The organism is Streptomyces sp. AC558_RSS880 (assembly GCF_019049255.1).
In the GTDB taxonomy this organism is placed as follows: Bacteria; Actinomycetota; Actinomycetes; order Streptomycetales; family Streptomycetaceae; genus Streptomyces.
In genome coordinates this window covers 25527-39488 of the sequence record NZ_JAGMUJ010000102.1, presented here as the reverse complement: position 1 = coordinate 39488, position 13962 = coordinate 25527, and the positions used below count along the sequence as shown (strand labels likewise).

Here is a 13962-nt window from a genome sequence, read left to right as displayed (position 1 = left end):
CCTTTCACGAGTTTCACCGGGACCGCCGGGCGGCGGCGCGCAGACCGTGGTACCAGCCGAGCGCCCGCCGCTCGACCAGCTGGAAGAGGACCGAGAGCACGAAGCCGAGCAGGCCGAGCAGCAGGATGCCGGTCCACATGTCGGGGATCGCGAAGGAGCGCTGGAACTGCACGACGGTGAAGCCGAGACCGTTGCTGGCGGCGAACATCTCGCTGATCACCATGAGGATGATGCCGATCGACAGGGCCTGGCGCAGACCCGCGAAGATCTGCGGGCTCGCCGAGGGCAGCACCACGTCCTTGAGGCGTGCGGCGCCCGTGATGCCGTAGGAGCGGGCCGTCTCGGTCATCACGGCGTCGACCGCGCGCACCCCCTCGACCGTGTTGAGCAGGACCGGCCAGACACAGCCGCTCGCGATGACGACGATCTTCATGGTGTCGCCGATGCCCGCGAAGAGCATGATCACCGGCACCAGCACCGGCGGCGGCACGGCCCGCAGGAACTCCAGCACCGGCTCGCACACCGCCCGCACCCGCCGGTACGAGCCGATCAGCGTGCCGAGCGCGACACCGACGACCGCCGCGAGCGCGTAGCCCGCCGCGAGCCGCAGCACGCTGGGCAGCACGTCACCGCGCCACCGCTCGCCGGTCCAGACGTCCGGGAAGGTCTCCAGGATCGTGCGCAGCGGCGGCCAGTACACGTCCTCGCTGTCGGCCGAGGACACCCACCAGACGGCCACCAGCACCGCGGGCAGCGCGAGCACGAACACCAGACGCAGCAGCACCCGCCTCACACCGCCACCTCCCCGCGCACCGACTGGTGCCAGGCCAGCGCCCGCCGCTCCACCGACCGGGCCCCGACGTTGATCAGCAGCCCGAGCAGTCCGGCGACGACGATCAGCGCGTACATCTCGGGCACCGCCTGCGAGGTCTGCGCCACGGCGATCCGCGCGCCCAGGCCCGGTGCCCCGATGACGAGTTCGGCGGTGACGGCGAGGATCAGCGCGACCGCCGCCGCCAGCCGCACCCCGGTCATCACGTACGGCAGCGCGGTCGGCCACAGCACGTACCGGATCCGCGCCCAGGTGCCGAGCCCGTACGACCGTGCCGTCTCCTCGGCGACCGGGTCGACGTCCTGGACGCCGTACAGGACCTGGATCAGCACCTGCCAGAAGGAGGCGTACACGACGAGGAGCAGCACCGACCTCAGACCGGTGCCGTACAGCAGCACCGCCAGCGGGATCAGCGCGACCGACGGGATGGGGCGCAGGAACTCGATCGTGGACGCCGTCGCCTCGCGCAGATACGGCACCACGGACAGGACCACCCCGGCGACGATCCCCGCGCCGGCCGCGATCGCCAGGCCCAGCGCCCAGCCGGTGAGGGTGTCGCCGAGCGCGGTCCAGAAGGCGCCGTCCGCGAACTCCGTGCCGAGCGCGTCGGCGACACGGCTGGCCGGCGGGAAGTGCTCCTCCTCGACCAGACCGAGCCGCGGCACCGCCTCGGCCAGGACGAGGAAGGCCGCGAGCCCGGCCGCACCGAGAGCGGCGTTCGCGCCCCTCACGGCAGCAGCTCGTCCAGGTCCGGGGTCTGCTTGAACAGGCCGTCCCGTTCGCCCAGTTCCGCCAGTTCCTCGATGGCGGCGCGGTTGGGCTCGGCCGGCCACTTCGGCAGGGTCACCTTCGCCAGCACGTCCGCCGGGATCTTCGTGTACGTGGTGACGATCTCGCGCACCTCGTCGGGGTGGGAGTCGGCGTAGGCCAGGGACTCGGCGGTGGCCTCCTGGAACTTCTTCACCACCTCCGGGTTCTCCTGCGCGTACTTGACGGAGGTGAAGTACATGGCGACGGTGAGCTCCGGAGCGATGTCGATCATGGGGGAGGCGATCTCGCGGCCGCCCTGGCTCTTGATCGTGGCCAGTGCCGGTTCCACCACCATCGCCGCGTCGATCCGCCCGCCGTCGAGCGCGGCCGGCATCTGGTCGAAGGCCAGCTCGACCAGCTCCACCTTGTCGGGATCGCCGCCCGCCTTGCGCACCGAGGCGCGCACCGCGGTCTCGTTGATGTTCTTCAGGGTGTTGATGGCGACCTTCTTGCCCTCCAGGTCCTTCGCCGACTTGATCGGGCTGTCGCCCTTGACGGTGAGCGCCTCGAAGTCCTTGCCCACCTCACCGGTCGAGGCGATGCCGTTCGCCACCGCCTTCACCGGCACGTCGTTGGACCGGGCGATCATCAGCGAGGTCATGTTGGAGAACCCGAACTCGAACTGGCCGCTGACCACGCCGGGCACGATGGCGGCGCCGCCCTGCGCACTGGAGAAGTCCAGCTTCAGCCCGCGCTCGCTGAAGAAGCCCTTCTGCTGTCCCAGGTACAGGGGCGCCACGTCGACGATGGGGATGAGACCCACCGTCACGGTGGTGGTGCCGCCGGACGAGCCGGCCTCGTCCGACCCGCCGGAGTCGGACGAGCCGCAGGCCGTCGCGGCGGTCAGGACGGATGCGGCCGTGAGGCCGATGAGCAGACGACGACGCATGACTGTGACTCCCGCGGTGGGACCGGACCGGATGCTCCGACAGACGGTGCGCAGAGAGAACGAACGTGCTGAGCGGGAACGTAGAGCCCGTGCCGAGACAGGGTCAATCCCCGTACCACGTCCAGTTGTTGACGATCGCATCGTGGACAACCGCCCACGGGCGGCCACATCGTTGACAGTCGCGTGACGCACTCATAGCGTGCGCCACGCGTACGTCCGTACGTCTTCCGGAGGCCACGATGACCGTTGACGTCCGCGGACCGCACTTCGTCCGGTCCTTCGAGCGGGGCCTCGCCGTCATCCGCGCCTTCGACGCCGACCACCCGGCGCTGACCCTGAGCGAGGTCGCCCGCGCCTGCGAACTGACCCGTGCGGCCGCCCGCCGCTTCCTGCTCACCCTGGCCGACCTCGGTTACGTCCACACCGACGGCCGGCTCTTCCGGCTCACCCCGCGGGTGCTGGAGCTCGGCTACTCCTACCTCGCCGGGTTCACGCTGCCGCAGATCGCCGAGCCGTACCTCGAGCGACTCGTCGCGCAGGTGAGGGAGTCGTCCTCGCTGTGCGTGCTGGACGGCGACGACGTCGTGTATGTCGCCCGCGTCCCGACCAGCCGCATCATGACCGCGTCGATCACCGTCGGCACCCGCTTCCCGGCCCACCTCACCTCCGTCGGCCGGGTGATCCTCGCCGGGCTGCCGGACGCCGAGATCGACACCCGGCTCGCCCGTGCCGACCTGCGCCCGCTCACCGCCCGCACCCTGGTCACGGCGGACGCCCTGCGCGCCGAGCTGCGCCGGGTGCGCCGCCAGGGCTACGCGCTCGTCGACCAGGAGCTGGAGGACGGGCTCAGGTCCGTCGCCGCGCCGGTGCGGGACCGGGACGGCGAGGTGGTGGCCGGCGTGAACATCGCGGTGCACGCCGGCCGCAACTCCGTGGAGTCCGTACGCCGGGACCTGCTGCCCCACCTGCTGGCGACGGTCGCCCGGATCGACGCCGACCTGAGGATCACAGGTCCAGTACGAGCCGTCGGCCGCGGCACCGGGACACACAGATGAGCATGGTCTCCCCGGCCGCCCGCTCCTCCTCGGTGAGCACCGAGTCACGGTGGTCCGGCTCGCCCTCCAGCACATCGGTCTCACAGGTGCCGCAGGTGCCCTCCGTGCAGGAGTAGAGCACCTCGACGCCCGCTCCGCGCACCGCGTCCAGGACGGAGACGTCCGGCGGGACGGTGAGCGTCCGGCCACTGCGGGCCAGTACGACCTCGAACGCGCCGTCCACGCCTGCGTGTTGGTTCTCGAGCCGGAACCGTTCCACGCGCAGCACCCCGGCCGGGCACCGCTCCCCGACCGCGTCGAGCAGCGGACCGGGTCCGCAGCAGTAGACGAGGGTGTCCTCCGGGAGACCGGCCAGCACCGGGGAGAGGTCCAGCAGCCCGGTCTCGTCCTCGGGGGCGAGCGTGACCCGCTCCCCGTACCGGGCCAGCTCCCCGGTGAACGCCATGGAGGCACGGGTGCGCCCGCCGTACAGCAGGGTCCAGTCGGCGCCCGCCGCCTCGGCCGCGGCCAGCATCGGCAGGACGGGGGTGATGCCGATGCCGCCCGCGACGAAGCGGTAGCGTCCGGCCGGCTCCAGCCGGAAGCGGTTGCGCGGCCCGCGCGCCCGTACCTTGTCGCCCGGCCGTACCCGCTCGTGCACATGCGCCGAGCCACCGCGTCCGTTCCGCTCCCGCAGGACGGCGATCCGCCAGCTGCCCCGGTCGGCCGGGTCCCCGCACAGCGAGTACTGCCGCTCGAGACCCGGCCCGAGCAGCAGGTCGATGTGCGCGCCCGGCTCCCAGACGGGCAGCTGAGCGCCCGACGGGTGCCGCAGGGTGAGGACGAGAACGCCCTCGGCCGCCGGCTCCCGCCGCTCCACGACGAGTTCGATGTCGTCGTACGAGTCGTACGAGGTCATGCACCGGCTCCTCGCGGCTCGTGCCCCCGCGGGTGCGCGAGCATCCACTCCCACATCTCGACCGGGTCCTGCGCGGTGTGCTCGCGCCCGCAGTGACAGGTGCCGTGCAGCAGATCGGTGCCCGGCAGCCAGTCGACGCGGTAGACCTCGCCGGTGCGCTCGCTCATCGGACGCCCTCCGCGGGCTTGTCGCCCTCCTCCACCAGCCGGGCGAGGATACGGCGGGCGGCCAGACCGCCGGTGTCGATGTTGATGCTCAGCTCCTGGTAGCCGGTGCGTTCGGTGCCGAGGGAACGCTGGAGCAGGTTGAGCGCGTCGACGTCCTGCATGACGACCGTGTGGTTGTTGCTCCGCAGGAACTCGCTCACCTCGGTGTCGTCGGTGGCCCAGTCCCGCGAGACGGCCCAGAAGTCGTACACCTTGCCGTCGGCGGACGGCGTGATGGCGTAGGTGATCTCGGTGTGGAAGCCGTTCGGGTCGCTGCCGTCCGGCTCGGGCAGCACACCGACCGGGGCGATCCTGCTGTGCAGCAGGTACAGGCACGGCGCGTGGTACTCGATGTCCTGCCAGCGGGTGATCCGCCCCTCGATGCCGGTCGACCGGGCGTAGAACGGCGGGCACGCGGCGTCGTCCATGTGCCGGCTCACCCGTACGACGCCGGCGCCCTCGTCGACCTCGGTGGTGATCGGCGTCTCGGCGACCTCGGGGGTGCCGATGTACCCGCCGTGCAGATAGGTCTCGTGGGACAGGTCGAGGAGGTTGTCGACGAGCAGCCCGTGGTCGCAGTCGATGGGCTCCATGCCCCGCACGGTCACCCAGCCGGGGGAGTCCAGGTGCCGGGCCCGCGGAATGCTCCCCGCGTCGGCGAGCGCCGGGTCGCCGATCCACACCCAGACCAGCGAGTCCTGCTCGACGACGGGGTAGGAGGCGACGCGCGCGGTGCGCGGCACCCGCTTCTGCCCCGGCACGTACACGCACGTGCCGGTGGTGTCGTAGGTGAACCCGTGGTAGCCGCACACGATCCGGTCGCCGTCGAGCCGCGTCGGTGCCGCGGAGAGCGGGTAACGGCGGTGCACGCACCGGTCGTTGAGCACGACCGGACTTCCGTCGCCCTCGGTCCGGTAGAGCACGAGCGGCTCCCCGAGCACCGTCCGGCCGAGCAGCTCCCGGCCCACCTCGTGGCTGTAGGCGGCGACGTACCACTGGTTCCTGGCGAAGGCGGTGATGTGCGGCATGGCGGCCCCGTCCCTGTCGGCGGGGCGTCGTCGCCCCGCGTTCCGTGGTCGGGTTCAGGGTCCTGTCGGCTGCGACCGCCGGGCAAGGAGGCTTCTGCCAGGCGGAAGCGCTTCGGTGAAAGGGCCGGCCGGAGGGCCGGCCGGCCCGGTGCGGTGGTCGTCACTCGGTGCCGAGACCGGCGTCGTCGACCTCGTCCTTGCCCTCGGCCTCGAGGACCTTGTTGAGCGGCCCGAGGTCGTAGATGCCCTTCAGGTCGGGCTTCTCCAGCAGGCCGGCCTTGACCGCGTGGTCCGCCTCGGTGCTGAGGGTCGAGGCCAGCGGGTCGTCGAGGAAGGTGATCGACTTCCAGGCCGGGTCGATGACGTCGGCGGGCAGTTCCTTGCCCGACAGCTCCTTCAGCGCCGCGTTGGCGGACGCCTTGGCCTTGTCCGGATTGGCGTTGATCCACTCGTTGGTGTTCACCGAACCGCGCAGCACGGCCTCGACGACGTCCGGGTGCTCCTTCAGGAACTTCTGCGACACGATGATGTTCGTGATCACGAACTTCTTGTCCGGCCACAGGTCGGCCTCGTCGAGGAGCACCTCGGCACCCTCGGAGACCAGCTTGGACGCGGTCGGCTCGGGTACCCAGGCGCCGTCGATGGAGCCGGACTTGTAGGCGTCCGGTGTGATCTTGTTGTCCGTGCGGACGACGGAGACGTCGCCGCTGCCGCTCGCCGCGTCGACCTTCCAGCCCTTCTCCGCGATCCAGTTGAGGAACGCCACGTCCTGGGTGTTGCCGAGCTGAGGCGTGGCGATCTTCTTGCCCTTGAGGTCGTCCAGGGTCTTGATCTTGTCCGGGTTGACCACGAGCTTCACGCCGCCGGAGGCGGAACCGCCGATGATGCGCAGGTTCTTGCCGTTCGACTTGGTGTAGCCGTTGATGGCGGGGGAGGGGCCGATCCAGCCGATGTCGATGGACCCGGCGTTGAGCGCCTCGATCTCGGAGGGGCCGGCGTTGAAGGTCGAGGCCTTGATCTCGGTGCCGCCGAGTTCCTTCTGGAGCAGACCCTCCTGGACGCCCACCAGGGCGGTGGCGTGCGTGAGGTTGGGGAAGTAGCCGATCCGCACCTCGTCGGCGGAGAGCTTCTCGGCGCCCGCCGCGACCTCGGCCCGCTTGTCGTCGTCAGCGGCGTCAGATCCGTAGCCGCAGGCGGTGAGCAGGAGGGGAAGCGCTGCTGTGGCGGCGAAGGCGCGCAGGGCGGTGAGCGGTCTTGCGGCAGACACGGAGGTGTCCTCTCAGGGAAGAAGCCGATCAGGGAGGTGAGGAAAGCGCGAGGCGAAAGCGCACGGACGTGCGCGGGCACTCCGCTCGAAGGCCCTCGGCGGCGGGAACGCCGTCGCGGGTTCGGGAGCGGAGGTGTGCGCGGGTGAGCGGCGCTGGCGGCCGAAGGGCGCTCTGCGGACGGTCTCAGACGGTCCGACAGATGGCGCTGGACGTGCGGCCGAGGTCGATGTGGCGGCGCGAGGTCAGCAGGAGGAGTGACAGGTCTGCGCGGCTGAGCGTTCGCATGGCCACCCCCCACAGATCCCTAGTTTTCCTATCTGGTTGATAGGGATCGTGGCAGAAGGCGGCGCCCGTCCCAAGGGGGTGTTCATATGGCGGACGCGCTCATCTCGCCTGTCGGGATCCCCGGTTGACGTCCCGGTGCGTCAGGGATTCACCCAGGCCTTCGGGGCGTCGGTCAGTGCGGCCACGTCGTCGGGCAGCCGGGCCGATGCGACCTCGGCGAGCGACACGCCCTCGAGGATCTCGCGCACATTGGACCGCAGCGCGATCCACAGGGGGAGCAGCGACTCGGCGGGGCCGGTGTAGGACAGGTCCGGCGGGCGGACCCCCCGCACCGAGACCAGCGGTCCGTCCACGGCACGGATGACGTCGGCGATGCTGATGGACTCGGCGGGCCTGGCCAGCCGGTAGCCGCCGTTGCCGCCCCGCTGGCTCAGCACGAGACCGCCCCGGCGCATGTCGTTCAGGATGCTCTCGAGGAACTTGTGCGGGATGTCCTGGGCGTCGGCGATGGCCTCGGCCTTCAGAGGCCCGTCGTCCCGTGACGCGGCGAGCTGCAGCGCGGCACGTACCGCGTAGTCCGCCCTGGCTGAGATCCGCATGCGTCCCATTATCCCGTACGGCTTCGGTCGGCATCCACGGGTGACCGCCGTCCGTGCCGGTCCCGGCGGTCAGCGCAGTGACTGCGCGGCGTAGAGGGCGCCGAGGGCGGTGGCCAGGGTCCCGAGCAGGAGGCGCAGAGCGGTCTCGGGCAGGTGGGGCTGCAGACGCGCCCCGAGATAGCCGCCGATGAATCCGCCGAGACCGCAGGCCAGGCCGAGGTGCCAGTCAGGGGCGATGTCACCGGAGCCGGTCAGGGACAGCAGTGCGAAGGTCGCCGCGCCGGCCACGGAGGTGGCGAAAGTGGAGGCGAGGGCGGCCGGCGCCACCCGGGCGACGGGCATGCCCCGGCCGACCAGGACCGGGCCGAGGACGGATCCGCCGCCGATCCCGTAGATCCCGCCGATGACCCCGACGACCAGGGCCAGTCCGGTGACGGCCCGGGGGGAGGGTTCCGCGGCCGGGGCCGGCCGGGTGGGCCGGAGGGTGCGCCCGATGAGCCACAGGCCCAGCGGCATCAGCAGAGCGGCGACCATGAGGCGGAAGGCGGTGGCCCCCGGGACGGCGAAGACCCGTACCACGGCGCCGATGACCACCCCGGGCAGAGCGCCGGTCACCAGGCGGCGCGTCAGCGGGCCGCGCAGCAGACCCCTGCGGTGGTGGCGCAGCAGGGCGCCGGGCCCGGCCACCACGTTGAAGAGCAGATTGGTGGGGGTGACCGCCGGACCGGGCACCCCGAGCACGCTCAGCTGCACCGGCAGCAGGAACACCGCACCCGAAACCCCCACCGGCGCGGTCGCCACCGCTGTCAGCAGGCCTGCGGCCAGCCCGGTCAGCCCCGTTGACCATGTCACGGCAACTCCCTGAAGTGAACGTCCGGCCGGTGCCGCCGCCGTGGTCCCGCCGCCCGGCGCGGGGTTCGCCGAGCGTTCCGGCGGCGAGGGATCTCGGCGGTGGGCCGGCCGGCCCGGGCGTGCGGGCTGCGGATTCGGCCCCCGAACGTACCGCCTCGGGGTCAGGAGGGCAGGACGAACGGAGGGTGGGCGCCGTTGAGGAAGTAGTCCCCGACCTCGCGGAGCCGTTGGGCGACGGGCTCGTACAGGGTGTGGGTCCGGGCATTGCGCCAGAAGCGGTCCAGGCCCAGCCGCGCGGAGGCGGAGCGGGGGCCGATGATGTCGAGGGCGCGGCTGGTGGACTCCCGCGCGGCCCTGGAGGCGGCGGCTTCGGCCATGGCCACGAGGGCGGAGACGCCCGCGTACTCGTCGTAGGTGAGGTCCTCGCCGAGTGCCAGCGCGCCCTGCACGGCGTCCACCGCCTGATCGGCGAGTGCGGACGCGGAGCGGGTGAGGACGGTGAGTTCTCCGTAGACGGTCAGCACCTCCGGGTCGTGGGGAGTGCCGGCCGACCAGGGGAGGTGCCAGGGCGCCCGGCCCGTCCTGCCGTACTCGCGGGTTTCGGCGAGCACTCCCTCGGCCATGCCGAGAAGGAGCTGGGCGGAGACGAGATGCCCGGCCGGCGATGCCAGGGCGGCCCGGGGAGACGGGAAGTCCTCGTCCGCGGGGAGGGAACCGAGTACGTCGTCGGCGGTGACCGGTACGTCGTCGAACTCCACACTGCCGCCGGCCGCGAGCCGTTGCCCGAAGGTGTCGACGTCGGCGTCGACCCGAACGCCGTGACGGGTGGGATCCACCACGACGGCGAGTGGTTCACCCGTGTCCTCCCGTACGGCGCGCACGGCGAGGCGGTCGGCGACCAGGACCCCGGTGGTGTAGCTCTGCCGGCCGCCGAGCACCAGGCCGTGGGAGGTCCTGGCCAGCATCAGGGGAGGCTCCTGACGGGCGAAGCCACCACCCCAGTACCACCCCTCGGCCGCGGACCGCTCCTCCGTCCGCGCCGCCAGAGCGGGCACGGCGAAGAACCGGGCGCTCCACGACAGGAAGTAGTGGCAGCCGAGCAGTTGCCCGATCGCGCCGTCGGCCGCGGCGACCTCCCGGACGACCGCGTAGGCCGTGGGCCAGTCCGCACCGCCTCCCCCGGACCCGGCCGGCGTCAGAAGCGTCAGCAGCCCCGCCTCGCGCAGCCGGGACACCTCGTCGAACGGGACCTTGCCCGCCTGTTCCCTGGTCACCGTGTCCGTGGCCAGGTCGTCGGCCGCCTCGCGGGCCACATGCAGCCAGTGCGCGTGGCCGGGCCCGGTCCGGTCGGACGGCGAGGTGGGACGGGGCGGCGCTGAGGCGGGGCCCATGGAAGTGGTCTCCTCAAGGTCGGCCGCGGAGCGCGGCGTCGGGACTCTCCTGCCGGCGGGGCACGTACTTGTAGCCCACGCGCCGCACGGTGACGATCCGGTGCCGGTGGGGCTCGCCCAGCTTGCGGCGCAGGCGGGCGATGTGGACATCCACGGTGCGGCCGTCGCCGATGTGGGCGTAGCCCCAGACGGCGGCCACCAGCCGATCGCGCGCGTGCACGTGGTGGGGATGGAGGACGAGATGTGCCAGCAGTGCGAACTCCAGGTAGGTGAGGTCGAGTTCGCGTCCGTCGACCTCGGCGGAACGGCGTGCGGTGTCGATGCGGACGACGTCGTCTCCCGCCTGCCGGACGGGGTTCGGGTCCGTGGCGGCGACCGGTCGGATCTCAGGGCGTGGCCTGTCCTTGACGAAGAGTTCGGCGGGATCGGTGCCCTCGGGGACGAGCAGGAGATATCCGACGAGCGGCGCGGGCGTGTGTTCCTCGGTGCCGTTCCGTGCGGCGTCGCCCACGAGGCGAAGACGGCGCGCGTCGGGAAGTGGCCGGTCGTCCGGAGTGGGCCGGGCCGGAAGTGCCGTGGTCATGGCGGTTGTCCCTCGGATGTGTGTCGGGCCGTCAGGCACAGCGAGCGGCTTGCCTGATCACCTGCGGAACGGGGAGCGGAGCGGCACGGGCGAGTGCGTGAGCCGTGCCTTACGCGCGACAGCAGGCGGCGCTGACGACGTGACCGAAGTCGACATGCCGACGACGAACGAGTCGTTGCTGCTTACGGGACATGCTCATCATGCTGTGCGTTCCCGCTGGACACCGTCAATACTTCCCTAGTAATTCGATAGGAAAAGTAGGGAAGGTCTCACACTTTGAGAGGATGCCCGTCCCCCGGACGCATCACTGCCCCGGCCCCGGTGGCGCCGAGGGCGATGCGGCGGGGGTGGGGGCCGCCGAAGGCAGGGGCGATGAGGTGGCCGTCGGCGGGGAACGTGCCCGTGGATTCATCGGCACCGGTGGCGAGAGCCACGAGCAGCGCGCCCGCGGCGGCCTCCTCGACAAGGACGACCGGTACCGCCGTCGGAGCCGGTCGCCGGCAGTGAAGGAGGGCCGCGATCACAGCGCCCGCGCCGCATAGGCCCTGACGTCCGCGTCCGGGTCCGCCGTCGCGGCGGCCAGGGCCGCTCGGGCGTCCGCGGTGGCGCGGTGGCGGGTCAGGGCCAGTACGGCGGCCTTGCGGACGTCGGCGTTGGGATCGGCGACGGCCTTGGCGAGTGCGGGGACGGCGAGGTCGGGATCCGTGGCGGACAGGGCGGTGGCGGCGCCGGCGCGCACCTGCCAGGCCGGGTCGGACAGGGCCGCCTCGGCGCGGGCGGCCAAGGCGGCCGGGCAGCCCACCGCGCCCAGCGTCTCGTAGGCGGCCCCCCGGACCAGGACGTCGGGGTCGTCGAGGAGCCCGGCGAGGACCGAGTGGGCCACGGCCCGGTCCGGTCCCACGGTCGCCAGGGCCCTGGCGACCGTGACGCGGACCTCACGGGACGGGTCGGTGGCCGCCGCGCGGGCCAGCTCCCCGGCGGCGCCGACCGACACGAGTGCTCGCACGGCCGTGACGCGGACGGTGATGTCCGAGTCCGACAGCGAGTCCGCGAACAGTTCGACGCCACCCAGGCGGAGGGCGCGCAGGACATCCAGTGCGGTGGCGCGGACAACGGGGTCCGCCTCGGACAGGGCGGCGGCGAGGCCGTCGCGCAGTGCCGGTTCGGGGGGCAGCGTCTCGACCAGTTCCCGCAGTGAGGCGGCCGCGGCGGCGCGGACGCCGGCGTCCCTGTCGGCGAGCGCCGCGGCCAGCGCCGGTCCGGTCCCCGGTGGCACGGTCTCCGTCAGTACCGTGACGGCCGTACGGCGCACGGTGGGCTCCGGGTCGGTCAAGTAGGGGGTGAGGGCGGAGATTTCGAGCTCCTCCTCGGTGAGGGAGAGGAGGTCGAGCAGGCGAGGCGTGGCCGGAGCGTCCCCGTCGGTACCGGCGTGGACGGTCGTGCCGGTCACGGTGGGCTCCTGCCGCAACGCCACCGGGGCCACTTCCGGGGTGCCTGCCGTCGCCACTTGTTCCGGGTGGACCTCGCCGAGATGACGGGAGGCTCCCCCGACCGGCCTGAACTCGTCGACCGGGACCAGATAGGGAGCCACGGGACGTGCCGTGAACTCCATCGCCCCCGTGGGGGACTTGCGCAGATCGAGGTGGTGGAACCAGGACGCGTCGTCACGACGCGGATGGTCGAGACGGTCGTGGTAGAGGCCCCAGCGGGACTCCGTGCGGGCCAGGGAGGCCCGCGCGGCCATCTCCGCGCAGTCGCGGATGAAGCTCACCTCCGCGCAGCGCATCAGCTCGTGCGGGGTGCGGGCGCCCATCGAGGCGATGTCGGCGCGCATCCGCTCGAACGCCTCCAGGGCCAGGGAGAGCCGGGCGCCGGACTTCGGCGGGGCCACGTAGTCGTTCACGAAGCGGCGGAGTTTGTACTCGACCTGGGGCTGCGGTGGGCCGTCGGGGTGGCGCAGGGGGCGGTAGATCAGCTCGTGCGCCTCCTGGAGCTGGTCGAGGGGCAGCTCCCCTTCGTACGGCGTGTACCGGGACGCGTCCGCGCCCGCCAGGTCCCCGAAGACGAACGCGCCGATCATGTAGTTGTGCGGGACACAGGCCAGGTCGCCGGCGGCGTACAGGCGGGGGACGGTCGTACGGGCGTGGTCGTCGACCCGTACGCCCGAGGCCGAGTGGCCGCCGCACAGTCCGATCTCGGAGATGTGCATCTCGACGTCGTGGGTGCGGTAGTCGTGGCCGCGGCCCGCGTGGAAGGTGCCGCGGGTCGGGCGCTCGGTGGAGTGCAGGATCGACTCCAGGGCCGAGACCGACTCCTCCGGCAGATGGCTCAGCTTCAGGTAGACCGGACCCCGGTCGCTCGCCACCTCGGCCGCGAACTCGGCCATCATCCGGCCCGACCAGTAGTCGGAGTCGACGAAGCGTTCGCCGTGCCGGTTGACCTGGTAGCCGCCGAAGGGGTTGGCGACGTACGCGCAGGCGGGACCGTTGTAGTCCTTGATCAGCGGGTTGATCTGGAAGCACTCGATGCCGGTCAGCTCGGCGCCCGCGTGGTACGCCATCGCGTAGCCGTCACCCGCGTTCGTCGGGTTCTCGTACGTGCCGTACAGGTAGCCGGACGCCGGCAGGCCGAGGCGGCCGCAGGCGCCGGTCGCCAGGATCACGGCGCCCGCGCGGACGGTGACGAAGGCGCCCGTGCGGGTGTCGAAGCCGACCGCGCCCACGGCCCGTCCCTCCGCCGTGAGGACGCGTACCGGCATCACCCGGTTCTCGATCCGGATCCGCTCGCGCATCTCGCGTCGGCGCAGCTGCCGGTACAGGACCTTCTTGACGTCCTTGCCCTCCGGCATCGGCAGCACGTACGAGCCGGAGCGGTGGACCCGGCGGACCGCGTACTCGCCGTGCTCGTCCTTCTCGAACTTCACCCCGTACGACTCCAGCCGCCGCACCATGGCGAAGCCGCGGGTGGCGGTCTGGCGGACGGTGGACTGGTCGACGATGCCGTCGTTGGCGCGGGTGATCTCGGCGACGTAGTCGTCGGGCTCGGCACGGCCGGGGACGACCGCGTTGTTGACGCCGTCCATGCCCATGGCGAGCGCGCCGGAGTGGCGGACGTGCGCCTTCTCCAGCAGCAGGACGTCCGCGCCGTGCTCGGCGGCGGTCAGGGCCGCCATGGTGCCGGCGGTGCCGCCGCCGATCACGAGCACGTCGCAGCTGATCTCGTGCGCGTCGGTGAGGGCCGGGATCTGCAGAGGGGTGTCCACCGGA

General features: G+C 72.0%; 14 protein-coding genes. 1 reads left to right on the top strand and 13 read right to left on the bottom strand.

Features of this window, described 5'->3' with window-relative positions:
* Window positions 1–13 precede the first annotated feature (13 nt).
* From KUM38_RS27915 to KUM38_RS27905, 3 genes are read right to left on the bottom strand one after another with little or no spacing between them, the layout of a single operon-like run.
* Window positions 14–793, bottom strand: a complete 780-nt coding sequence (locus KUM38_RS27915) for an ABC transporter permease (protein ID WP_217133141.1) — start codon at window positions 791–793, stop codon at window positions 14–16.
* Window positions 790–1563: an ABC transporter permease gene (locus KUM38_RS27910; protein WP_217133138.1), complete on the bottom strand. Its 774-nt coding sequence runs from the start codon at window positions 1561–1563 to the stop codon at window positions 790–792. The genes KUM38_RS27915 and KUM38_RS27910 overlap by 4 nt, the downstream gene beginning before the upstream one ends.
* Window positions 1560–2531: an ABC transporter substrate-binding protein gene (locus KUM38_RS27905; RefSeq protein ID WP_217133135.1), complete on the bottom strand. Its 972-nt coding sequence runs from the start codon at window positions 2529–2531 to the stop codon at window positions 1560–1562. The genes KUM38_RS27910 and KUM38_RS27905 overlap by 4 nt, the downstream gene beginning before the upstream one ends.
* A gap of 239 nt (window positions 2532–2770) precedes the next feature.
* Here KUM38_RS27905 and KUM38_RS27900 point away from each other — a divergent pair, with 239 nt between their 5' ends.
* Window positions 2771–3586, top strand: coding sequence for an IclR family transcriptional regulator C-terminal domain-containing protein (locus KUM38_RS27900; protein ID WP_217133133.1), 816 nt, complete (start codon window positions 2771–2773; stop codon window positions 3584–3586).
* Here the strand turns inward: KUM38_RS27900 and KUM38_RS27895 are convergent.
* The 10 genes from KUM38_RS27895 to KUM38_RS27855 form a co-directional block, all read right to left on the bottom strand.
* A complete protein-coding gene (locus tag KUM38_RS27895) occupies window positions 3537–4484 on the bottom strand; it encodes a PDR/VanB family oxidoreductase (RefSeq protein ID WP_217133132.1) in 948 nt (315 codons plus the stop codon). The genes KUM38_RS27900 and KUM38_RS27895 overlap by 50 nt on opposite strands.
* The gene (locus KUM38_RS27890; protein WP_184826593.1) at window positions 4481–4651 is read right to left on the bottom strand and encodes a hypothetical protein; all 171 of its coding nucleotides are present in this window, start codon (window positions 4649–4651) and stop codon (window positions 4481–4483) included. The genes KUM38_RS27895 and KUM38_RS27890 overlap by 4 nt, the downstream gene beginning before the upstream one ends.
* A complete protein-coding gene (locus tag KUM38_RS27885; RefSeq protein WP_217133130.1) occupies window positions 4648–5718 on the bottom strand; it encodes an aromatic ring-hydroxylating dioxygenase subunit alpha in 1071 nt (356 codons plus the stop codon). Before KUM38_RS27885 ends, KUM38_RS27890 begins: the two co-directional genes overlap by 4 nt.
* A gap of 160 nt (window positions 5719–5878) precedes the next feature.
* Window positions 5879–6985, bottom strand: coding sequence for an aliphatic sulfonate ABC transporter substrate-binding protein (locus KUM38_RS27880; protein WP_217133129.1), 1107 nt, complete (start codon window positions 6983–6985; stop codon window positions 5879–5881).
* A 184-nt stretch (window positions 6986–7169) separates the two neighbouring features.
* Window positions 7170–7271, bottom strand: a complete 102-nt coding sequence (locus KUM38_RS43720) for a putative leader peptide (RefSeq protein ID WP_366815035.1) — start codon at window positions 7269–7271, stop codon at window positions 7170–7172.
* 140 nt (window positions 7272–7411) lie between these two features.
* Window positions 7412–7870 carry an Rrf2 family transcriptional regulator gene (locus tag KUM38_RS27875; RefSeq protein ID WP_217133128.1) on the bottom strand — a complete coding sequence of 153 codons (459 nt, stop codon included), beginning with the start codon at window positions 7868–7870 and terminating at the stop codon, window positions 7412–7414.
* A gap of 69 nt (window positions 7871–7939) precedes the next feature.
* Complete coding sequence (locus tag KUM38_RS27870; protein ID WP_217133127.1) at window positions 7940–8722, bottom strand: sulfite exporter TauE/SafE family protein; 783 nt, start codon at window positions 8720–8722, stop codon at window positions 7940–7942.
* 161 nt (window positions 8723–8883) lie between these two features.
* Window positions 8884–10113 (bottom strand): acyl-CoA dehydrogenase family protein, encoded by a 1230-nt coding sequence (locus KUM38_RS27865; protein ID WP_217133126.1) that lies wholly within the window; start codon window positions 10111–10113, stop codon window positions 8884–8886.
* 13 nt (window positions 10114–10126) lie between these two features.
* Complete coding sequence (locus KUM38_RS27860) at window positions 10127–10696, bottom strand: winged helix-turn-helix domain-containing protein (protein ID WP_217133124.1); 570 nt, start codon at window positions 10694–10696, stop codon at window positions 10127–10129.
* A gap of 520 nt (window positions 10697–11216) precedes the next feature.
* Window positions 11217–13958, bottom strand: coding sequence for a fumarate reductase/succinate dehydrogenase flavoprotein subunit (locus KUM38_RS27855; protein WP_217133119.1), 2742 nt, complete (start codon window positions 13956–13958; stop codon window positions 11217–11219).
* Between the last annotated feature and the right edge of the window lie 4 nt (window positions 13959–13962).